This window comes from Actinokineospora xionganensis (assembly GCF_014323725.1).
Lineage (GTDB): Bacteria > Actinomycetota > Actinomycetes > Mycobacteriales > Pseudonocardiaceae > Actinokineospora > Actinokineospora xionganensis.
In genome coordinates this window covers 277,506-298,201 of record NZ_JABVED010000005.1, presented here as the reverse complement: position 1 = coordinate 298,201, position 20,696 = coordinate 277,506, and the positions used below count along the sequence as shown (strand labels likewise).

Below are 20,696 nucleotides of genomic sequence, written 5' to 3'. Positions count from 1 at the left end.
TCTCGGTGCCCGAGCACCACCAACCAACGTCACGAGATGTCGATTACTCCGCCCAGCGCGGACTCCATCATCGAGGCGAAATCGTCAACGGACAGCACATCCGCGAATGTGTTTCCCACCGGGAAAATCCCGATCTTGGTTCCATCGGCACGCAAGATCGGCAACGACACCGTGAGGACGTGGTCGAGCCGATAGAATAACGGCCCATCGGTGTCATTCCGGTCCTCGTCGCCTTCATAGCAGCGCTCCGCGTACACGGGATGCGGCCAGAACGCGATGGTCTCCGACCCTTCGGAGTCCTCCCACATGGTCACACCGTCCTGGTCACCCCAAGCGCACACCCACGCGTTGTCGATGGCCTTGGACAGGAAGTACCTGGTGCGCGCACGGCCGTCGGCGGCCAGAAGGGCAGCGATTTCCCGCTCCGGCAGTGGCGCTACATGGTCTGGACGCCAACGTTCCGACATCAGATCTGCTTCTTCCTTCGCAGTTTCTTGCCATAGTTATCGTGCTTGTGTTGCAGCTTGTGGTTTCTCACGGTCTGCATCAAGGCGCAACCATATCCACAGCCGCGGGCATTCTCATGGGTGCGGCGATGAGCAAGGACCATACCCGGGACGCTCAGCCGCTTCCCTTGCCTGGCCTTGTTCTTCAGCATCCCACGAACGGACTTCGACACCTTGTCATCATTCATGATCTGGCGCCACCGTGCCTGGCGGGTTCGCGGACCCGGGCACTTGCTGGCGTTGTGGACTACCGCCGCCGCGTCGCCGGACACGACGGTGTAGGTGTGGACAACCGCCACGTTGAGGTTGAAGACCAGCTGGTCCTCGATGGTGCCGAGGTCGCGGGTCCACCGAATAGACGCGGTCGAGCCGTCCGGCAGCATCACCCGGTCACCGATTCCGATGCCCGCCGCGTCGACCCAGCCCTTGCCGTCGACCCAGACCGGGTGGTTGGCCGTGGCCGTGATCGGCGCGTCTCCACCGTCGATCGCGAACTGCACCAGGTGCTTGGTGCCGTGGCCGACAATGACCTCGACGATCGGCTCGGCCTGGGTGACACCGGTAGCCGGGTCGGTTGCCGCGACCATGTCGCCCTCTTGGAGGGCGGAGATCGGCAAGGTCGAGCCGTCCGCCATCAACACCCTGGTGTCGGGCGTGAACGAGTTTCCGATCGGACAACTCGCCCCGGCGGTGCGGTTCGCCTTTCCTACCTTGGACGACGCCTTGGACGCGGTCTTCGCCCCGGCCTTGATGACCCTGGCTCCGACCTTCACGATCGCACCCGCGCCGACAAGATTCGCCGCCGCCGTCAGAGCCATCTCGCCGGCTTTGGACCAGTTGCCGGTGGCCGCATAGGCGACAGCGGACACGCCCGCGGCGATGGTTCCGATCGGTCCGGGGATATACGCGGCGACCTCGGCGACTCTCGCCACGACGTTCGCGACCGCCTTGACCGCCTTCTTGAACCAGCCCCACCGGCCGTCGAGGTCGGTGCAGTTGATCGGGTCGCCGCCGCAGTAGTCGTACGGTGTCGCGTTTCCGCCCGGTTCCGGGTCCTGCTGCCAGAACCGGCCCGTGGCCGGGTCGTAGAGCCGGGCGCCCATCAGGACGACGCCGCCGAGGGCTTCCGCCGAGCGCTGTTTGCCGCCGAGCCAGCCGTAGCGGGCCGTTGCCGACGCGGGCGTTTCCGCGGACGGCATGCCGAATTCGTCGGTGTCGAGCACCGTGACCGCGCCGGTCATGGTGCCGGCGGCCGGGTCCACCGGGACCGTCGCCATCACATCACCGTGCAGGGACGCCATCTGCAGGGTCGCGCCGCCGGTCAGGCCGGTGGTGACGGCCAGGTCGCCGTCCGGGCCCTCGACGTTGCGGGTGACGTTGTTCGACTGGGTGACGTCCTCGGCGATCCACCGGGGGTCGTCGCCGTCGGCGCCGTAGTGGTTGACCTTGGTGACCGCGTTGGCCCACGCGCCATTGATCTTCTTCTCGGCGGTGAACTGGCGGAAGCGCAGGGCCGGGTCGAGGGTCCAGGACATCCTGGAGTCGGCCGTCTCCTGGCCCGCCACCAGGTCGTTCGTGAAGTAGGTGTTCGTCACGCCCGACGGGGTCGAGGTGATCCGGCCGAAGGCGTCGTAGACGTAGCCCGCGTCGGTGATGCGGTCGGCCGAGTCGTAGGTGTGCGTCTCGGACACCGCTGGGTCGGACTCACCCGGGCACGTCGTCGACGACCCGCCGCGGGTGGACTTGCCGGTGCGGTTGGACCGGCGGTCGTAGGTGTACGTGCGGACCGTGCAGTTGCCGGTGGCCGAGGACACCTGTTTGGCGTTGGTGAGCCTGCCCCACCGGTCGTAGGTGAACGTCTTCGACGACGCCGGGCCGTTCTGCTGGATGATCTGGCCGCGGATGTTGGCCACGACCGAGCTGGCCGCGATCAGCGTCGAGTCCGACGCCCGGGTGTAGGTCCGCGACACCGGGGTGCCGGTCGGGTCCATCGAGACGGCGAGCTTGACGCCACCGGGCAGGCCCTGCTCGACGATCTGGCCGTCCGGGCCGTACTTCACCGAGATCGTGCCCGCCACGCTGTCGGTCATCGACGTCAGCAGGCCCCGCGGCTCGGCCGCGCGGTCATAGGCGAACGTCTGCGTGGTGCCCAGCGAGTCGGTCACCTTGACCGGCTTGCCGAACCGGTCGAACTCGGACGCGGTCCACGCGCCGTCCGCGTCGGTGTAGCGGGTGACGCGGCCGAGCTTGTCGAACTGGCGGCGGACCGTGGTGCCGTCGGCGAACGAGGTGGTGAGCGCGTCACCGGTGTTCGGGTCGTAGGTGGTGCTGATGGTCTGCACCGGCGTGCCGATGTCACCGGTGATCTGCACGCTCTGGATGCGGTCGGCGCCGTCGTAGGTGGTGACGGTGGTACGGGTCTTGCCCGCGGCCGTCTCCACGATCCGGTCCGGCTCGCCGAAGCGGTTGTAGGACTCGACGCGCTTGACCGAGAGCTCGCCCGCCATCCGGGACGGGTCGTGGCCGGTGATCGCGCCCGCGAGCTTGGTGACACACGGCTGCCCGGCCCATTCCGGCCGGTTGCCGCACGACGCGTCCTCGGTGTTCGCGCCCGCCGTGTAGAAGACGGACAGCGTGGTGCCCGCGTCCGTGCCGTTCGAGTCGAGCTTGCGCGACTCGCGGGCCCGTCCCTGGGCGTCGTAGCGGACCGCGGTGCTCGCCGAGCCCAGCGAGCCCGCGGGCGCCTCGGCGTCGAGGACGACCTTCGTGGTCTGCCGGATGCCCCAGCCGGACACCCCGCCGATCTGCGGGTCGTAGTACGACTTGGTGACCTTGACGTCCTGGTCGCCCGGCATGCCGACGACCTGCGCGCTGGTCCGCTCGGTGGTCACCAGGTGGTACGCGGTGCCGTCCGGCTTGCCCTCGTCGTAGGTGCTGGCGGTCTTGGCGCGCGCGTTGACCAACTGGCCCGGGTCGCCGTCGAGTGCGATCCGCTGGATCGGGCTCAGCGAGGTGAGCTCGTCGAGACCGTCGGCGCTGTAGGTCGTCTGGCCGTCGAGCCAGATGGCACGCGTCTTGGTGTCGAACTGGGCCAGGCCCAGCTCCGCCAGTTTCGCGTCCGCACCCGGGGTGAGACCGAGGGCGAGCGCCCGGTTCGACGCTTCGAGCACGCGCACGGTGTTGCCGAACCGGTCGAACTCGTTGGTGTCGATGTCGCCACCGGGGGTGGCGGTGTTGACCTCCTTGCCGGAGGCGTTGAGGTAGTGCACCGTCGCCGCGCGGTAGCCATCCGGGCCGGGGGCGGTGGCCGACGCGTTGTGCGTCGACACCGGGTCCTCGGGGCCGAAGATCGCGGTGGCGTCGCTGGCGACGTCGGTCTGCGACCAGGCCGCGACCGCCGCACCGTCGAGGTCGTACGGCCCGCCCGCGCCGCGGGTCAGCGGCACGTTGTAGACGACGGTCGTCGCGATCTCGCCGTCGACGACGTCGGCGGTGCCCTGCCGCAGGCTCTGTCTGCGGACCTTGAGGAGCCTGCCCTCGTTGGTGTCGTTGCCGACCTTGCCGTAGTCGAAGAACCAGGGCAGGTCACCGGTCGCGTCGACCCGGATCACCCGGCCCGCGGTGTCGTAGCCGTAGAGCGTCTTCAGGGGCGGGGAGAGCCTGGCGTCCCAGGCCTCGCGCAGCCTGCCCGCGTCGTCGTAGGCGTAGCGGACGACCTCGATCTTCTCCGAGGCCCCGTTGGCCGGGTTCGTCGTCCACGCCGACACCGCGCGCACCTGGCCGGTGAAGTCGCCGACAGCGGTGGACGTCGCGGTCGTGGACGCGGCGTAGTCGTACTCCAGGACCTCGCAGCCCCGCGCCGGGGTCGGCGTCGTGCAGTCGCCCACACCGGGTTCGAGCGGGGCGATCGCCCGCTTGATCCGCACCTGGTCCTCGACCGACTCGTAGGCGTACCGGGTCGTCGCCGCCTGGGCGGGCGGGGTGGTGCTCGACACCAGGAACGGTCCGCCCGCGGTGGCCTGGCTGAAGATGGTGACGGTGCCGTCGGTCTCGGTGAGCCGGTAGTTGGCGCCCTCCATCGTCAGGGTGAGGTCCTCGGCGCCGGGCTCGGGGAAGTAGGCGCCGCTGGCGGCCTTGGTGAACCACACCTTCGAGCCGCTGACCAGTTCGACCTGGACGGTGTTCTCCTGCGGGAAGTCCAACCGCGTGTAGTCGATCGCCGCGGAGTCCGCGGACGTGCCGGTCTCCCACTGCGGGCCGAACGGCGCGGTGATCTCGCGGACCGACAGGTCGTCGAAGTAGACCTGCTTGCCGCTGCCCGCGGTGAACCCGTTGTACAGGCGGATGAACGCTTCGGTCGCGCCCACCGGGACGGCCATGTCGACGCTGACCTGCACCCAACCGTCGGTGAGCTTCGGCTTGGGGCTCGACGTGCCGACGTAGGTCCCGTCGCTCTTCTTGTGGTAGCCGACGATGCGCAGACCTCGGCCGTCGACCGGGGTGAGGCCGGTTGCCGCGGGCACATAGACCCAGCCTGAGATCCGGTACGTGCGCCCGGCGCGCATGCCGAGCTTGAAACCCTCGTTCATGTCCCCGCCGAGCGAGGCGAACGTGTCGGAAATCGTGCCGGAGGACTGCGGTATCACCAACAGGGAATCAGTGCTGTCGTGCCCGCGGGCAGTCGCGCGGGAGATGACCGAGGTCGGCGCGGTCACACCGGTTGTGTCGGTCGAGAACTTCTGCTGGTTCGTCGTCAACCGCTGGTGCTGCAACTGGAAGCCCGCCCGCGGGTCGCGGGAGGACGACGTACGCGAGACCGAGAGACCGAACTCCTGGGCGTCGGTTGTGGACAGTGAGAAGTCACCGGTCTGCAGGTTCAGCGAGCCGTCGGCGATGCCCTCGGACTCCGCGCCCTCCGCGCTCGGGTCAACGGTCACCGTCCGCCACACCGTGGCGTAGGCGCCGGTCCCCGCCGCGTCCGTGGCCATGATCGCCTTGACCTGGACCACGCCCGTGGCCAGACCCAGGGTGTCGGCGGCGTTCCACGTGGCCGAGCCGCCCAGGCTCGACAGCGGCACGAAACCCGCGCCCAGCGGCGTTCCGTCGGCCTTGGTCAGGTTCGCGGCCGGGATGTCGGCCTCGACCGCGGCGCCGGGGCCGCGGCGCCAGGCGAACTTGACGTGGGTGAAGACTGACTCGCCCTGCACCTGCAGCGGGACACGGGACACGACGCGGGACCCGTCCGACGGGCGCACCAGGCCAGCGCGGCCCACGTTGAACTTGTAGGTGACGATCGCGGAGAGGTTGCCCGCCTTGTCCTTGGTGCGGACGTTGAGCAGGTGCTGCCCGTCGGTGGTCGGCGTGATCGACGGCGTGGCCTTGCCGTCCGCGCCCGCGGCGACCTCGGTGGCCGGGGTGACGTCGAGGCCGTAGACGTAGCCCGCCACATCGGTCACGCCGGTCGGCGGCGTGAAGGTGAAGGTGCCCGCCTGGTTGGCGGCCTTGTGCCAGCCGTTGTCGCTCGGGTAGTCCGAAGAGGACACGAACGGCGCGCCCGGGACGCTGGTGTCGACGGTGAAGTCACGCCACTGCACGGTGACGCCCGAGTCGGGGGCGACGTCGAGCCGCCAGATCTGGCAGTCCGCCGCGTAGGCGTCCCAGATCACCAGGCGGGAGCCGTTGTTGCCGTTGCAGCCGATCGGGTCGAGCGCCTTGTTCGAGTGCTTGCCGCGGATCTTGTACTCGCCGTTGCCGACGTTCTCCAGGATAAACTGCTGGCACACGTTTCCGTAGGTGTAGTTCCAGATCTGCACACTCGCGCCGTTGTCCACCGAGCAGTTCGCCACGTCGATGGCGTGACCGGCGTCGCGGCCGCCGAAGGCGAAGGTGTTGCCGCCCAGGTGGGTCATGTTCCAGCGCTGGCAGCCGCCGCCCCAGTAGTCCCAGATGTGCAGCACGGTGCCCGCGGCGGTGGAACAGCCGGGGACGTCGATCGCGCGGCCGCCGAGTTTGTTGCGGATGGAGACGTAGCCGTCACCGGCCCAGATGCGGCTGTCATGCGCCGACGCGCGGTACTTGTACGTCTTTCCGTTCTGCAGCAGGCCTTCCGGCAGCTTCCAGGTCGCCACACCGCCGGAGTTGACCGCACCCACCGAGTGCGTGGCGATGAGCGAGTCGCCCTCGTAGACGTAGAACGTCGGGTGCAGGACGTCGCCGTCCGGGTCGTTGACGGGGTAGCTCAGCGTCGGGGTGAGGGACCGGGTGTAGACGACACCGCCGTGGTCGCCGCGGTCACTGACGTTGAGGCCGGTCGCCGGGCTGGGCTGGGTGTTGTAGGTGACGTCGATGTGCGGCACCGCGCCGCCCTCGGCGGAGGAGAACTTCTTCCAGCCGTAGGAGTTGCCCTCGTCGGCCGCCTTGAGCATCACGCCCGCGTTCGTGAACCCCTGGTCCGACCACGCCTGCTGCAGGTTGGTGATGCCGACGTTCACCCAGGCGTCGTTGCACGACGTGCTGTAGCCCGTCGTGACGTTCGGCGTGGCCCAGTGCGCCCACGGCGCGGGCTGGTTCGACCAGCGGGTGCCGGTGCCGACCAGCGGGGTGCTCCACACCTCCCAGTTGGCCGGGCTGCACGACCACGAATGCGTGGCGTAGAGCCAGAGCTTGCTCTCGATGATCTTCGTGCCGCGGAACTGGCTCATGTCGAAGTGCAGGTACGACCGAGCCTTCGTGGTGCCGCCGTCGTAGGTGCCCAGGCGCAGCTCACCCATGCCGGACTGGTCGGAGCTGGTGATGTTGGACTGGGTGAAGGTGTCGAAGTTCGCCCAGATGGTCGCGCCCGGGTCGATCGTCACCGGGTACTTCACGTTCGGGTCGTCGAGGAAGCCGTCGGCGGGTTCGACGGTGATGTCGACGGTCTCACGGTCCTTGCCCTGGGCGGTCTTGACCTTGGGTTTGGCGTCCTTGCGCTGCTTGACCTTGGCGGGCTTGGCGAGCAGGCCGCTCTGCCCATCGATGCGGGCGTCCCACATCTGCGCGGCGGGCACGGAGCCGACCGTGGTCCCGGCCTTGTCGACGACATCGGTGTTGCCGTCGGCGTCGGTGCGCAGGGAGACCCCGTCGGCGCGCAGCGGCATGGTGAAGGAGACGGGCTTGCCGGGCTTGCGCTTGAGGATCAGGAACTGCTGGAAACCGGTCCGGGTGGCCTTGACCTGCAGGTCGATGCCGGGCTGGATCTCGGGGTAGGTGGCGGTGTCGCCGTTGAGGACCGGTTCGGGGAGCGGGCCGGTCCACTGCAGGGCGACCTGTCCGTCGCCCGCGGTCACCGAGGCGAGGTCGCGTGGCTGGGTGGCGGCGCCCCCGCCCGCGATGGCGAGGTCACGGGGATGGGCCGTCGGGCGGATGGTGCCGTCGGCGTTCTTCACCAGGGTGAGGTCGACCGGCACCCAGGTGTCGCCCTTGCGCACCCGCACGGGGCCCGCGTTGAGTTCGGTGGTCCGGGTGCCGTCCGGGTTGACCCAGGTGGAGGTGGATTCCGTGCGCTCGGACAGGGCCTCTATGCGCTTGCCGCGCAACCGGGCCGTCGCGCGCGCCGAGGGGATGTCGGCGGCTTCGTCGACCTGCGCCGGTGCGGGCGCGGGCTTGGGTTGCTCAGCGGAGGCGGGCGAGACCGCGCCGACCTCGAGGCTGAGCACGAGCACCGCGATGAGGAACGCGGAGAGCCATCGATGGAACCGTCCTGCCGAGCAGTCCGGCGCGGCCGAGCGCAAAAGGGCAGCATGCAGCCAGAAGTGACGTCTCATTCGAAAGCTCCCCAGTTCAGTGCGACAGATCGCACAGCCAGACGCGCGGAATCCTGCATCGCGGGATGGGCTCACGGCAAGCGACCGAACGGGTGAGGACCATCACCGAATCCGAGCGGTAACGCGGCGATTGTCGTTGCTACAAAACAAGGTGGGAGTGTCCACACCGGACAGAGATCAACATGCCGGAATTGGCATGGAAAGCGAAGGCCCTGACGGCCGAATGGCCTACACCGGCTGGGCGAGATGACATCTCAGGCAGACCTGGAGCCGGTGAACCGCACACTGAACACACCGACACGGACGAACCCGCCGCGACCCGGTGCCTCGGATCGCGGCGGGCGACACTCACATATTGATCATGTGTCCCGCGAGGCCGTGGATGGCCTCCTTGACCGCCTCGCCCAGCGTCGGGTGGGCGTGGACGTTGCGGGCCATCTCGTGCACCGTCAGATCCCACTGCTGGGCCAGGGTCAGCTCCGGCAGCAACTCGGTCACCTCGGGTCCGATCAGGTGCCCGCCGAGCAGCTCACCGTGAGTCTTGTCGCTGATGAGCTTGACGAAGCCGACCGGGTCGGCGAGGCCGTGGGCCTTGCCGTTGGCGGTGAAGGGGAACTTCGCCACCTCGACGTCGTAGCCCTTCTCTCGGGCCTGGGCCTCGGTGTAGCCGAAGCTGGCGATCTGCGGCTGGCAGTACGTCGCACGCGGGATCATCACGTAGTCGAGTTCCATGGTCTCGGCGTCCGCGATGGTCTCCGCGGCGATGACGCCCATCGACTCGGCGGCGTGGGCGAGCATGAGCTTCGCGGTGACGTCGCCGATCGCGTAGATGTGCGGGACCGAGGTGCGGCAGCGGCCGTCGATGTCGATGGCGCCCCGCTCGGTCAGCTTCACGCCGGTGCGGTCGAGGCCGTAACCCTCGACCCGGGGCTGGAAGCCGATGGCCTGCAGGACCTTGTCGGCCTCCAGGACCTGCTCCTTGCCGCCCTTGGACACCGTGACCTTCACCCGGGCGCCGGTGTCGTCGATCGACTCGACGCGGGTGCCGGTCAGGACCTCGACCCCGAGCCGCTTGTACCGGCGGGCGAGTTCCTTGGACACCTCCTCGTCCTCCAGCGGCACCATCCGGTCGAGGAACTCGACGATGGTGACCTTCACGCCGTAGTTGTGCAGGACGTAGGCGAACTCGACGCCGATTGCGCCCGCACCCGCGATGATGATGCTCTCCGGCAGTTCCGAGGCGAGGATCTGCTCCTCGTAGGTCACCACGCGCTCGGACAGCGAGGTGCCCGGCAGCAGCCTGGTCGTCGCGCCCGCGGCGATGATGGCGTTGGAGAACGTGACCGTCTCGGTGCCGCCGTCGTTCAGCGCGACCTCGACGGTGTTGGCGTCGGTGAAGGTGCCCTTGCCCTGGAACTGCGTGATGCCGTTCTTCTTCATCAGGTAATGCACGCCCTTGACGCGCCCCTCGGCGACCGTGCGGCTGCGCTGGTAGGCGGCGCCGTAGTCGAAGCTCACGGTGCCGTCGACCTGGATGCCGAACGTCTTCGCCTCATGCTGGACCAGGTGCGCCAGCTCGGCGTTGCGCAGCAGCGCCTTCGAGGGGATGCAGCCGACGTTGAGGCAGACGCCGCCCCAGTAGCGCTCCTCGATGATCGCTGTCTTCAGCCCGAGCTGCGTGGCCCGGATCGCCGCGACATACCCGCCCGGGCCTGCCCCGAGGACCACCACGTCGAAATGTGTGCTCATGTGTCCACGATATGACCCGCGGCGGCACACTGGCGAAGTGCCGCGTCCTGCATTGCTCGGGCTGACCAGCGTCGTCGTCGTGGTTGTGCTGGTCGTGGGCTTGGCGTACCTGTTTCAGCGCCGATTGATCTACCTGCCGTCGACCTCGGCGCCGCCGGATGTCGCCAACGTCATACCCGACGGGCGCCAGGTCACCTACCCGACCGTGGACGGCCTGGCCCTTGCCGGTTGGTACGCGCCCGGGCCGGGGACCACGGTGCTGGTGCTGCCGGGCAACGCGGGCGACCGCTCGGCGCGAATCCCGCTCGCGGTGGCACTGCGGGCGCGGGGACATGGCGTGCTGCTCGTCGATTACCGCGGCTACGGCGGCAACCCGGGCGACCCCAGCGAGGACGGTCTGGCCGCCGACGCGAAAGCGGCTCACGGTTTCCTGGTCGGGCAGGGTGTCCCCCAGGACCGGCTCGTGTACTTCGGCGAGAGCCTCGGCGCGGCGGTGGCGGCCCGGCTCGCCCGGGAACACCCGCCGCGCGGCCTGCTGCTGCGCTCCCCCTTCGTGGACCTGCCCTCGGTCGCGGCCGTGCACTACCCGTTACTCCCGGCACGCCTGCTGCTTCGCGACCGCTTCCCCGTCGCCGAGACCGTGCGCGGGCTCGGTGTGCCGACAACAGTCGTCTACGGCACCGACGACGAGATCGTCCCCCCGGGACAGAGCGCCGAGGTCGCTGCCGCCGCGAACGCGCGCACGGTGATCGTCGAGGGCGCACGGCACAACGACCGCGTCCTGCTGGACGGCCGGGACCTGCTCGACGCCGTGCACGCGCTGTGACTTCTCGAGTTGTCGGGGGTGCGAGGCATACCTACGGTTGGTGACGGGCGGACCGCTCCGCCTGGACGCTGAGCCATCCGAGGTGTGGCCGTTGACCGTCACCACGCGACCCGCCGAGACCAGGCCGGGGCACGAATACGAGCACCTCGCCCCCCTGTTCGCGGAGAAGGCGCTGCTGGATCCGGGGGATCCCCGGCACGCCGAACTGCGTGCCGCGCTGGTGACCGGGCACGTGGGACTGGCCGAGCACATCGCGCTGCGGTTCACCCATCGGGGGGTTCCGTACGAAGACCTCACCCAGGTGGCCCTGGTCGGCCTGATCCACGCGGTGGACCGGTACGACCCCCGCCGGGGTTTCGACTTCCTGACCTTCGCGGTGCCCACCATCATGGGCGAGGTCCGCCGCTACTTCCGCGACACCGCGTGGTCCCTGCGGGTCCCGCGCAAGCTGCAGGAACGGCACCTAGCGCTCAGCGACGCGAGCAATGAGCTGTCGCAGCGGCTCGGGCGCGCGCCGACGCCGAGCGAGCTGGCGAACCACCTGGGCCTCCCGGTCCACGCCGTCTACGAGGGCCTCGCGGCGGGCCAGACCTACCATTCCGTCTCACTCGACGAGGCACCCACCGAGACCGACCAGACGTTCAGCGTGCCCGACACGGCACTCGACGGGATCGATGTCGTGGAGTCCCTGCGTCCGCTCATCGAGCGGCTCACCGAGCGTGAGCGGCGGATCCTCGCGCTGCGCTACTTCCGCGACGACACCCAGACGCAGATCGCCGAGCACCTCGGTCTGTCCCAGATGCATGTGTCCCGGCTGCTCACGCGAACGTTGCGCAAACTCCGGGAAGGCTTGGCGGACCCGTGCGCCTAGTGGCGGGCACCCGCGTGCTGAGCGGTCATGCGACGGCGGGCGTAGGCCTGCCTGCGTTCCCCCTCGTCGAGTCCACCCCAGATGCCATAGGGCTCGATCACGGTGAGCGCGTGGTGCCTGCACTCGACGATGACCGGACAGGACTTGCAGATCTCCTTCGCGTGGCGCACCCGCTCCGCCCGCGCCTGGCCGCGCTCGGCGTCGGGGTGGAAGAACCACGCGCTGTCGAGTCCCCGGCAAGACCCGTGGCGCTGCCAGTCCCAGCTTTCCGAGACCGGACCCGGCAGACGTGACATCTCCGTCATGACCCTGCTCCCCTCTGGCTGTTGTCAGGGTGTTACCCCGGCGGGGGGTCGACGAAACGCCTTCTCCGATCGTGCGCTGCCAGTACCGTTGAACAGGACTAACGGGGCCCGAGTGGTCCACACTGGGTGGGACGGACAACTACTGCCGGGGAGGCAGCGTGGCACGGCCGATTTGGAACGGGGCGATCAACTTCGGGCTCGTGACGGTCCCGGTCGAGCTCTACGGGGCCACCGAGGACCACACGATCAGCTTCCGACAGTTCGAGCGCGGCACCTCCGACCGCATCCGGTACAAGCGCGTCAACGAGCGCACCGGCAAGGAGGTCGCCTACTCCGACATCGTCAAGGGCGCGGAGATCGGCGGCGGGGACTACGTGATCATCGAGCCGGACGAGCTGGAGGCCATCGCGCCTGGCCGGTCCCGCACGATCGACATCTCCGCGTTCGTCGACCTCGACTCGATCGACCCGATCCACTTCCAGAAGACCTACTGGCTGGCCCCCGCCAAGGAGGAGTACGGCCGCGCCTACAGCTTGCTGCTGCAGGCGATGCGCAAGTCGAACAAGGCCGGGGTCGCCACGTTCGTCATGCGCGGCAAGGAATACCTGACGGTCGTGCGCGCGGGCGAGGACCTGCTGATCCTCACCACGATGCTGTTCGCCGAGGACCTGCGCGACCCGGCCAAGGAACTGAAGTCCATGCCGGAGATCTCCCCCGCGCGGGGCAAGGAACTAGACATGGCCATCTCGCTGATCGAGTCGATGAGCGAGGACTGGAAGCCCGAGGAGTTCCACGACACGTACACCCAGCGCGTCGAGCAGCTCATCGAGGACAAGAAGGAAGGCCGCGAGATCGTCTCCGAGGAGGCGCCGAGCGAGCCGACCAAGGTCGTGGACCTGTTCGACGCGTTGAGCAAGAGCGTCGAAAGCCGGAAGAAACGCCGCGAGGAATCCACCGAACCGGCTGAGGATCTGTCTAGCCTGACGAAGGCAGAACTCGACAAGCTGGCCCGTGACCTCGACGTCAAGGGACGTTCGAAGATGACCCGCGACGAGCTGGAAGAGGCGGTGAAATCGGCGAAGGGCACGGGCGCGAAGAAGAGGAGGGCTTCGTGATTCGCTCCGTGACCTGCTCCGAGTGTCTCGACCACGTCTCGCATTGCCATGGCACGCTGATCGTGGACACGGTCGGCGTGGAGTGCACCGATCCCGCCTGTGCCGACCTCGACATGGCCCGCCACGCCCTGGTCGTCGCCCGCACACTCACCCCCGCCTGATCGCGAGTCCAACGTTCAGAACGATGAGTTCAACGTTCGACACACGCTGAACGTTGGACTCGTTGTTCTGAACGTTGGACTCGCGGGAGCGTCAGCACTCGATGACGTTGAGGGCCAAGCCGCCGCGCGAGGTTTCCTTGTACTTGGTGTGCATGTCGGCGCCGGTCTGACGCATCGTCTTGATGACCTTGTCCAGATGGACGATGTGGGTGCCGTCGCCGCGCAGCGCCATTCTCGAGGCGTTGATGGCCTTTGTGGACCCGACGGCGTTGCGTTCGATACACGGGATCTGGACCAGGCCGCCGACCGGGTCGCACGTCAGTCCCAAGTGGTGTTCCAGGCCGATCTCCGCCGCGTTCTCGACCTGCGCGACCGAGCCGCCCAGCACCGCGGTCAGGCCCGCCGCCGCCATCGCGCACGCCGAGCCGACCTCGCCCTGGCAGCCGACCTCGGCGCCCGAGATCGAGCCGGTTTCCTTGAGCACCACGCCGATCGCGGCGGCGGTGAGCAGGAAGTCGATCACACCGTCCTCTGTGGCCACCGACAGGAACCGCGTGTAGTAATGCAGAACCGCGGGGATGATGCCCGCGGCGCCGTTCGTCGGGGCGGTGACGATGCGGCCGCCGGACGCGTTCTCCTCGTTGACGGCCAACGCGAACAGCGTGACCCAGTCCATGACGTAGAGCGGGTCGCCCGCGCCGTCCTCGGACAGCAGCTTCTCGTGCAGCGCCTTCGCCCGGCGGGGCACCTTCAGGCCGCCGGGCAGGACACCGTCCTGCTCGCAGCCGCGGGCGACGCAGTCCCGCATGACCTGCCAGATCGCCAGCAGGCCCGCGCGGACCTCGGCCTCGGTGCGCCACACCAGTTCGTTGCGCAGCATCACCTGGGCGATGGTCAGGTCGTTGGCCGCGCAGTGCTCCATCAGCTCCGCGCCGGTGCGGAACGGGAACGGCACGGGGGTGGTGTCGGCGGAGATGACCGGGCCGTCGGCCGCGGTCTCGTCGAGCACGAAGCCGCCACCGACCGAGTAGTAGGTGCGCTCGGCGAACAGGCCGCCGGATTCGTCCCAGGCGGCGAAGGTCATGCCGTTGGGGTGCAGCGGCAGCGACTTGCGCCGGTGCATGACGAGGTCGTCGTCCTCGGTGAACGCCACCGTGTGCCTGCCGAGCAGTCGCAGCTGCCCTTCCTCACGGATCTTGGCGACCCGCGGGCCGACGGAGGCGGTGTCGATGTCCTCCGGGCGCTCGCCCTCCAGCCCCAGCAGCACGGCCTTGTCGCTGCCGTGGCCATGGCCGGTCGCGCCCAGGGAGCCGAACAGTTCCACCCGGACCCGTGTGACCCGCTCGAGGTCGCCGCGTTCGGAAAGGCCGTCGATGAACATCAGCGCGGCACGCATCGGGCCCACCGTGTGTGAGCTGGACGGACCGATGCCGATGCTGAACAAGTCGAACACACTGATAGCCACGACGAACCTTCCACTTTCAAAATTCAGCGTACTCGGGCCACACCAGGTCGTGGTGTGGCCCGAGCGCTGCGTTGTTCAGCCCAAGTCGGGATAGAGCGGGCGTCGCTTGACCAGCAGGTCCACGCGGTCGCGCAGCTCCTGCTTGGTCGTGTCGTCGAAGTCCGGGCCCAGCGCGACGGCGATGATGTCGGAGACCTCGGCGAAGTCCTCGGCGTCGAAGCCGCGGGTGGCCAGGGCCGGGGTGCCGATGCGCAGCCCGGAGGTGATCATCGGCGGCCGCGGGTCGAACGGGACGGCGTTGCGGTTCACCGTGATGCCGACCGAGTGCAGCCGGTCCTCGGCCTGCTGGCCGTCGAGCTGCGAGTTCACCAGGTCGACCAGGACCAGGTGGACGTCGGTGCCGCCGGTGAGGACCTTCACGCCCGCCTCGGCGCAGTCCGACCGGGACAGCCGGTCGGCCAGGATCTTCGCGCCTTCGAGGACCCGGCGCTGCCGCTCGGCGAACTCCTCCGAGGCGGCGATCTTGAACGCTACGGCCTTGGCCGCGATGACGTGCTCCAGCGGGCCACCCTGCTGGCCCGGGAACACCGCCGAGTTGACCTTCTTCGCGAGCCCCTTGCGGCAGAGGATCACTCCGCCGCGCGGGCCGCCGAGGGTCTTGTGGGTCGTGGTGGTCACCAGGTCGGCGTGCGGCACGGGGCTGGGGTGCAGACCCGCGGCGACGAGGCCTGCGAAGTGCGCCATGTCGACCATCAGCAGCGCGCCGACCTTGTCGGCGATGCGGCGGAACTCGGCGAAGTCGAGCTGGCGCGGGTAGGCCGACCAGCCCGCCACGATCAGCTTCGGCTGCGCCTCCACGGCGAGGCGCTCGACCTCGGCCATGTCGACGATCCCGGTCTCCTTGTCGACGTGGTAGGCCACGACGTTGTAGAGCTTGCCCGAGAAATTGATCTTCATGCCGTGCGTCAGGTGCCCGCCGTGCGCGAGATCGAGCCCGAGGATCGTGTCGCCGGGGTTGAGCACGGAGACCATCGCCGCGGCGTTGGCCTGCGCGCCCGAGTGCGGCTGCACGTTGGCGTGCTCGGCACCGAAGAGAGCCTTGACCCGGTCGATCGCGAGCTGCTCGATGACGTCGACGTGCTCGCAGCCGCCGTAGTAGCGGCGGCCGGGGTAGCCCTCGGCGTACTTGTTCGTCAGCACCGAGCCCTGCGCCTCGAGCACGCCCACCGGGGCGAAGTTCTCCGAGGCGATCATCTCCAGAGTGGACTGCTGGCGGTGCAGTTCGGCGTCGACGGCCGCGGCGACGTCGGGGTCGACCTCGGCGAGGGACTGTCCGAAGGTGCTCATCCCTCAGTCTTCCTTGGTCAGCGCGTTGTACGCGTCGGCGTCGAGCAGGTCGGTGTCACCGTCGACGGCGACCTTGAACAGCCAGCCCTCGCCGAACGGGTCGCTGTTGACCACACCGGGGTCGGCCACGACGGCCTCGTTGACCGCCACGACCTCGCCGTTGACGGGGGCGTAGAGGTCGCTGACCGACTTGGTCGACTCGATCTCGCCGCAGGTCTCGCCCGCGGCGAGCTTCTCGCCGACCTCGGGGAGCTGGACGAAGACGACGTCGCCGAGCGCCTCGGCGGCATAGACGGTGATGCCGACGGTCGCCGTGCCCGCGTCGCCGAGGTCGACCCACTCGTGTTCCTCGGTGTAACCGAGGTTCTCCGGATTGCTCATCTCTGTCTTGTTCTCCTGATCAGGCGGGACGCTGGTAGAAGGGCAGCTCGACGACCTCGACCGGCGTGGTCGTGCCACGGATGTCGACGGCCAGGGCGGTGCCGGGCTCACTGAGAGCGGTCGGCACGTACGCCATGGCGATCGGGTGGCCGAGCGTCGGTGAGAGGGCGCCGCTGGTCACGGTACCCACCGGGTTTCCGTCTCCGTCGAGAACGGGGTACCCGTGTCGGGGGGCGCGGCGGCCGGTGCCGGTGAGCCCGACGCGCACTGTCTTAACAACACTGCCCACGACTGCGTTATCAATGGCGGCCTTGCGGCGCTCAAGAGCCTCGCGGCCGACGAAGTCGCCGGGCTTCTCGAACTTCACGACCCGGCCGAGACCGGCGTCGAACGGGGTGAACTCGGGGCCGAGCTCATTGCCGTACAGCGGCATCCCGGCCTCCAGGCGCAGGGTGTCGCGGCAGGCCAGACCGGCCGGGACCAGGCCGTGGTCCTGGCCGATCTCGGTGATCGCGGCCCAGATGTCCTGGGCGTGCTCGGCCTCGGAGTACAGCTCGAAGCCGTCCTCGCCGGTGTAGCCGGTGCGCGCGAGCAGCACGTCGTGGCCCGCGGCTGTCGCGGGCACGCTCGCGTAGTACGAGAGCTTGTCCAGGTCCGCGCCCGTCACCTTGCGCACGATCTCGGCCGACGTCGGCCCCTGCACCGCGATGAGCGCGCAGGTGGCGGAGCGGTCGTTCACCTCGACGGCGAAGCCGGTGGACCGCTCGCGCAGCGCCTCGGCGACCACGGCGGCGTTCGACGCGTTCGCCACGACCATGTAGTGGTCGGTGGCGAGCCGGTAGACGACCAGGTCGTCGAGCACGCCGCCGTCGGCGTCGCAGATCATCGTGTACCGCGCGCGGCCCGGCTTGACCTTCGACAGGTAGCCGACCAGGGCGTAGTCGAGCGCGCGGGCCGCCTCGGGACCGGTCAGCTCGATCTCACCCATGTGGCTGAGGTCGAACAGGCCGGACGCCTCGCGGACCGCCTTGTGCTCGGCCAGTTCACTGCCGTAGCGCAGCGGCATCGCCCAGCCTGCGAAGTCGGTGAACGAGGCACCGAGGGCCTCGTGCACCGCGTGCAGCGGGGAGGGGTTGCTCATGGAAGTTCGGTCTCCTTTTGCGCGCGGGTGGACAGTGCTCGCCGCAGCGTGGCACGACCGGCGTGCGGATGCCGTGCGGCGGAGTGCGCAGATGATGGTGTGGTGAACAACGACAGGGTCATGGAGCTCCTCAGGTACGACGTGACAGGGCACACCTGTCCCGCAGTGGGAACTCCCCCTCTGTCATGGCACCTGAGAGCTTCACCGCGGAGAGCGGCTTGCACCGTGGGTGAGACGCCGGATGTCGCGTCTGCTTTCCAGAGTGGCCTGGCCTGGAACGGTAGCTTTACCTGAGAGATTCCGGGGAGTTTGCTCCTTCGGTGCCCCACCTGTGCCGAACCGTGGCTGAGGGTGGAGGCTCTCCCGTTCCGACTCATGCGGCCCGGTATTCGGTTATGGCGCGAACCCTAGTCGAGGCGGAACCCGAACGGAAGTTCCAGCCGGTGCGCGGCCAGCAGCGCGGTGTCGGCCAGCAGGTCGCGGGTGGGTCCGTCGGCCACGATCACACCGCCGTCGATGAGCACGCTGCGCGGGCACACCTGCAGCGCGTATGGCAGGTCGTGGGTGACCATCAGCATGGTGCGGTCCAGGTCGAGCAGGACCTCCGCCAGCTCACGCCGGGCCACCGGTTCCAGGTTCGCGCTCGGCTCGTCCAGGACCAGGATCTCCGGGTCGCAGGCGAGGACGGTGGCGAGTGCGACGCGGCGGCGCTGGCCGCCGGAGAGGTGCATCGGCGAGCGGTCGGCGTGGTCGGCCATCCCGACCGCGTCGAGCGCCTGCTTGACCCGGGCGTCGAGGTCGGCGCCGCGCAGGCCGAAGTTGGCCGGTCCGAACGCCACGTCGTCGCGCACGGTCGGCATGAACAGCTGGTCGTCGGGGTCCTGGAACACCACGCCGACCCGGCGGCGGATCTCCTTGAGGTTCGCCTTGGCGACCGGCAGGCCCGCGACCTCGATGCGGCCCGCGCCCGCGGTCAGCACGCCGTTGAGGTGCAGGACCAGCGTGGTCTTGCCCGCGCCGTTCGGCCCGAGGACCGCGACCCGCTCTCCCTCCTCGACCCGCAGGTCGACGCCGAAGAGCGCCTGGTGGCCGTCCGGGTAGGCGTAGGCGAGCCCGTCGACGAGCAGCGCGGTCATAACGACACTCCCACCAGGACGGCCGCGGCGACCGCGGCGGGGACCAGACCGAGCAGCCAGGCTGACCGGCCCACAGGCCGCGGGTCGTCGGGCATCGCGCCCGCCCAGCCGCGCGACACCATCGCGAGGTGCACCCGTTCCCCTCTCTCATAGCTGCGGACGAACAGGGTGCCGATTCCCCGCGCGGTCGCGCCGACCTGCCACAGGAACCGGGGGTCGTGTCCCCGGCAGATCCGCGCGGTGCGCATCCGCCGCGCCTCGGCCGCGATGACCTCCAGGTAACGCAGCATCAGCGTGGCGATGGTGATCACCATCGCGGGCACCCGCAACCGCTGCAGGCCGACGATGAGGTCACGCGGCGACGTCGTGGCGGCCAGGGTGAGCGACACCAGCACGCCGAGGGTGCCTTTCGCGAGGATGTTCCAGCCCGCGAGCGTGCCCTGTTCGGACACCGCGACACCGAGTACGTCCACGGTCGGTCCACCCGCGACGAAGGGCAGCGCGAGCGCCAGGATGACGAACGGCGTCTCGATCAGCGCGCGCTTGGCCAGCCACACCGGCGGGATCCGCGCGACAGTCCAAACGCCTGCGAGGACGGCGAAGTAGAGCCCGAACGCCAGGAACTCGGTGCGCCTGGTCGCCACCACGCACAGCACGAAGACCAGGGCTGTGACGATCTTCACCTGGGCGGGGAGACGGTGGACCGGGGTGTCGCCGGGGCGGTGGAAGGGTTGCACTCAGGTCGTGGATCGCTTGCGCAGCAGCCAGAAGAGGCCACCCGCGAGACCCAGGGTCAGGAGCACGCCGAGGACGCCCGCCATGCCGGTCGACCGCTCGTCCCCGCCGACCGCGTAGTCGGCGAGGGGGCTCGACGAGAGCTGGTGGTCCCGCGCGCGCTGTGCGATGCAGTTCCCGGTGAGCCGCTCGGCGCCGTCGACCTCGACGACCTGGCAGCCGACCAGGGTCGCGTGGTCGAGCCCGTCCGGGTCGGAGTCGGCGAGGTAGGACACCGCGCCCGCGATCACCAGGGCGACCAGCAGGAAGCCGACGAAGAACCCGCGTTTCCTCATGCCGCCACCCCCTCGGCGGTGCGCAGTTCCAGCGGCCGCTGGGTGCCGCGCAGCAGGTAGACCAGGTCGGGACGGACCGCGGCGACGGCGCCGACGGTCAGCGCGGTGATGACGCCCTCACCGATGCCGATCAGGCCGTGCACGCCGACCACGGTCGCGGCGACGGCGCCCAGCGGGAACGAGGTCTCGCCGCCCATCGCGAACTCCACCACGAACCCGAGCGACGCCAGCACGGTGTTGACCACCGCGGCGATGAACGCGACCGAGACGAGCCCGACCCGGCCACGCTGGGCGATCCCCCGCAGCGCCAGCGCCACGAGGAAGCCGGCGGCGGTGCCGATCAGGGCCATGTTCGTGATGTTCGCGCCCAGCGCGGTGATGCCGCCGTCGGCGAACACAAGCGCCTGCACGACCAGCACGATCGACACGCACAGCGCGCCGACCCATGGGCCCACCAGGATCGCGGCGAGCGCCCCGCCGAGCAGGTGGCCGCTGACCCCGGGCAGCACGGGGAAATTGATCATCTGGGTGGCGAACAGGAACGCCGCGACCAGACCGGCCATGGGCGCGGTTCGGTCGTCGAGGGTCGCGCGCGCCCGCGACGCCGCGACCGCCAGACCGACCACCGCGACACCGATGAACAACATCGATGTCGTCGCGTTCAACAGGCCGTCGCTCATGTGCATGGCAACCGAGGTGGACATGGTTCCTCCCGTGCTCGACCCTCAGGTTAGTTGCCCATAGCGAGCAACCGCCAGTAGCTGGCAATTACGGCGGGAACCAAGTGTCCGCTTTCACCGTCGGAACTTGACGCGAATACA

16 protein-coding genes and 1 riboswitch are annotated in these 20,696 nt (G+C 69.1%); of the genes, 4 read left to right on the top strand and 12 right to left on the bottom strand.

Annotated features, from left to right (window positions below; translation table 11 throughout):
- Positions 1-29: 29 nt before the first annotated feature.
- The 3 genes from GPZ80_RS11820 to lpdA form a co-directional block, all read right to left on the bottom strand.
- The gene (locus GPZ80_RS11820) at positions 30-467 is read right to left on the bottom strand and encodes a DUF2750 domain-containing protein (protein WP_187220350.1); all 438 of its coding nucleotides are present in this window, start codon (positions 465-467) and stop codon (positions 30-32) included.
- The gene (locus GPZ80_RS11815) at positions 467-8,308 is read right to left on the bottom strand and encodes an RICIN domain-containing protein (protein WP_187220349.1); all 7,842 of its coding nucleotides are present in this window, start codon (positions 8,306-8,308) and stop codon (positions 467-469) included. The genes GPZ80_RS11820 and GPZ80_RS11815 overlap by 1 nt, the downstream gene beginning before the upstream one ends.
- A 348-nt stretch (positions 8,309-8,656) precedes the next feature.
- A complete protein-coding gene (gene lpdA / locus GPZ80_RS11810) occupies positions 8,657-10,057 on the bottom strand; it encodes a dihydrolipoyl dehydrogenase (RefSeq protein ID WP_187220348.1) in 1,401 nt (466 codons plus the stop codon).
- 37 nt (positions 10,058-10,094) lie between these two features.
- Here lpdA and GPZ80_RS11805 point away from each other — a divergent pair, with 37 nt between their 5' ends.
- Together GPZ80_RS11805 and GPZ80_RS11800 are read left to right on the top strand one after the other, a co-directional pair.
- Positions 10,095-10,883, top strand: a complete 789-nt coding sequence (locus GPZ80_RS11805) for an alpha/beta hydrolase (protein ID WP_312880264.1) — start codon at positions 10,095-10,097, stop codon at positions 10,881-10,883.
- A 91-nt stretch (positions 10,884-10,974) separates the two neighbouring features.
- Positions 10,975-11,754 (top strand): SigB/SigF/SigG family RNA polymerase sigma factor, encoded by a 780-nt coding sequence (locus tag GPZ80_RS11800; RefSeq protein ID WP_187220346.1) that lies wholly within the window; start codon positions 10,975-10,977, stop codon positions 11,752-11,754.
- On the opposite strand, the gene GPZ80_RS11795 is transcribed toward GPZ80_RS11800, so the two are convergent.
- Positions 11,751-12,059 (bottom strand): WhiB family transcriptional regulator, encoded by a 309-nt coding sequence (locus GPZ80_RS11795; protein ID WP_091374847.1) that lies wholly within the window; start codon positions 12,057-12,059, stop codon positions 11,751-11,753. The two genes, GPZ80_RS11800 and GPZ80_RS11795, sit on opposite strands and share 4 nt — an antisense overlap.
- A 158-nt stretch (positions 12,060-12,217) precedes the next feature.
- Between GPZ80_RS11795 and ku the strand changes: the two genes are divergently transcribed.
- Entirely contained in the window at positions 12,218-13,174 is a 957-nt protein-coding gene (ku, locus tag GPZ80_RS11790) for a non-homologous end joining protein Ku (RefSeq protein WP_187220345.1), read from the top strand.
- Positions 13,171-13,335 (top strand): hypothetical protein, encoded by a 165-nt coding sequence (locus GPZ80_RS11785; RefSeq protein ID WP_187220433.1) that lies wholly within the window; start codon positions 13,171-13,173, stop codon positions 13,333-13,335. The genes ku and GPZ80_RS11785 overlap by 4 nt, the downstream gene beginning before the upstream one ends.
- 91 nt (positions 13,336-13,426) lie before the next feature.
- On the opposite strand, the gene GPZ80_RS11780 is transcribed toward GPZ80_RS11785, so the two are convergent.
- From GPZ80_RS11780 to GPZ80_RS11745, 8 genes are all read right to left on the bottom strand, one after another.
- Positions 13,427-14,800 carry an L-serine ammonia-lyase gene (locus tag GPZ80_RS11780; protein WP_187220344.1) on the bottom strand — a complete coding sequence of 458 codons (1,374 nt, stop codon included), beginning with the start codon at positions 14,798-14,800 and terminating at the stop codon, positions 13,427-13,429.
- Positions 14,801-14,875: 75 nt separating this feature from the next.
- Positions 14,876-16,147 carry a serine hydroxymethyltransferase gene (gene glyA / locus GPZ80_RS11775; RefSeq protein WP_187220343.1) on the bottom strand — a complete coding sequence of 424 codons (1,272 nt, stop codon included), beginning with the start codon at positions 16,145-16,147 and terminating at the stop codon, positions 14,876-14,878.
- A 3-nt stretch (positions 16,148-16,150) separates the two neighbouring features.
- Entirely contained in the window at positions 16,151-16,528 is a 378-nt protein-coding gene (gene gcvH, locus GPZ80_RS11770) for a glycine cleavage system protein GcvH (RefSeq protein WP_187220342.1), read from the bottom strand.
- A gap of 19 nt (positions 16,529-16,547) precedes the next feature.
- Positions 16,548-17,669: a glycine cleavage system aminomethyltransferase GcvT gene (gene gcvT / locus GPZ80_RS11765; protein ID WP_187220341.1), complete on the bottom strand. Its 1,122-nt coding sequence runs from the start codon at positions 17,667-17,669 to the stop codon at positions 16,548-16,550.
- A 268-nt stretch (positions 17,670-17,937) separates the two neighbouring features.
- Positions 17,938-18,045, bottom strand: a riboswitch (glycine riboswitch).
- Positions 18,046-18,076: 31 nt separating this feature from the next.
- Positions 18,077-18,805, bottom strand: coding sequence for an energy-coupling factor ABC transporter ATP-binding protein (locus GPZ80_RS11760; protein ID WP_187220340.1), 729 nt, complete (start codon positions 18,803-18,805; stop codon positions 18,077-18,079).
- Positions 18,802-19,542: a cobalt ECF transporter T component CbiQ gene (cbiQ, locus tag GPZ80_RS11755; protein ID WP_187220339.1), complete on the bottom strand. Its 741-nt coding sequence runs from the start codon at positions 19,540-19,542 to the stop codon at positions 18,802-18,804. The genes GPZ80_RS11760 and cbiQ overlap by 4 nt, the downstream gene beginning before the upstream one ends.
- A complete protein-coding gene (locus tag GPZ80_RS11750) occupies positions 19,543-19,875 on the bottom strand; it encodes a PDGLE domain-containing protein (protein ID WP_187220338.1) in 333 nt (110 codons plus the stop codon).
- A complete protein-coding gene (locus GPZ80_RS11745) occupies positions 19,872-20,579 on the bottom strand; it encodes an energy-coupling factor ABC transporter permease (protein ID WP_187220337.1) in 708 nt (235 codons plus the stop codon). Before GPZ80_RS11745 ends, GPZ80_RS11750 begins: the two co-directional genes overlap by 4 nt.
- Positions 20,580-20,696 lie beyond the last annotated feature (117 nt).

Bases quoted from the DNA above. Each gene is read 5' to 3' on its own strand.
- GPZ80_RS11820 (WP_187220350.1), bottom strand. From the start codon at position 467: ATGTCGGAACGTTGGCGTCCAGACCATGTAGCGCCACTGCCGGAGCGG.
- GPZ80_RS11815 (WP_187220349.1), bottom strand. From the start codon at position 8,308: ATGAGACGTCACTTCTGGCTGCATGCTGCCCTTTTGCGCTCGGCCGCG.
- lpdA (WP_187220348.1), bottom strand. From the start codon at position 10,057: ATGAGCACACATTTCGACGTGGTGGTCCTCGGGGCAGGCCCGGGCGGG.
- GPZ80_RS11795 (WP_091374847.1), bottom strand. From the start codon at position 12,059: ATGACGGAGATGTCACGTCTGCCGGGTCCGGTCTCGGAAAGCTGGGAC.
- glyA (WP_187220343.1), bottom strand. From the start codon at position 16,147: ATGAGCACCTTCGGACAGTCCCTCGCCGAGGTCGACCCCGACGTCGCC.
- gcvH (WP_187220342.1), bottom strand. From the start codon at position 16,528: ATGAGCAATCCGGAGAACCTCGGTTACACCGAGGAACACGAGTGGGTC.
- gcvT (WP_187220341.1), bottom strand. From the start codon at position 17,669: ATGAGCAACCCCTCCCCGCTGCACGCGGTGCACGAGGCCCTCGGTGCC.
- GPZ80_RS11760 (WP_187220340.1), bottom strand. From the start codon at position 18,805: ATGACCGCGCTGCTCGTCGACGGGCTCGCCTACGCCTACCCGGACGGC.
- GPZ80_RS11750 (WP_187220338.1), bottom strand. From the start codon at position 19,875: ATGAGGAAACGCGGGTTCTTCGTCGGCTTCCTGCTGGTCGCCCTGGTG.
- GPZ80_RS11745 (WP_187220337.1), bottom strand. From the start codon at position 20,579: ATGTCCACCTCGGTTGCCATGCACATGAGCGACGGCCTGTTGAACGCG.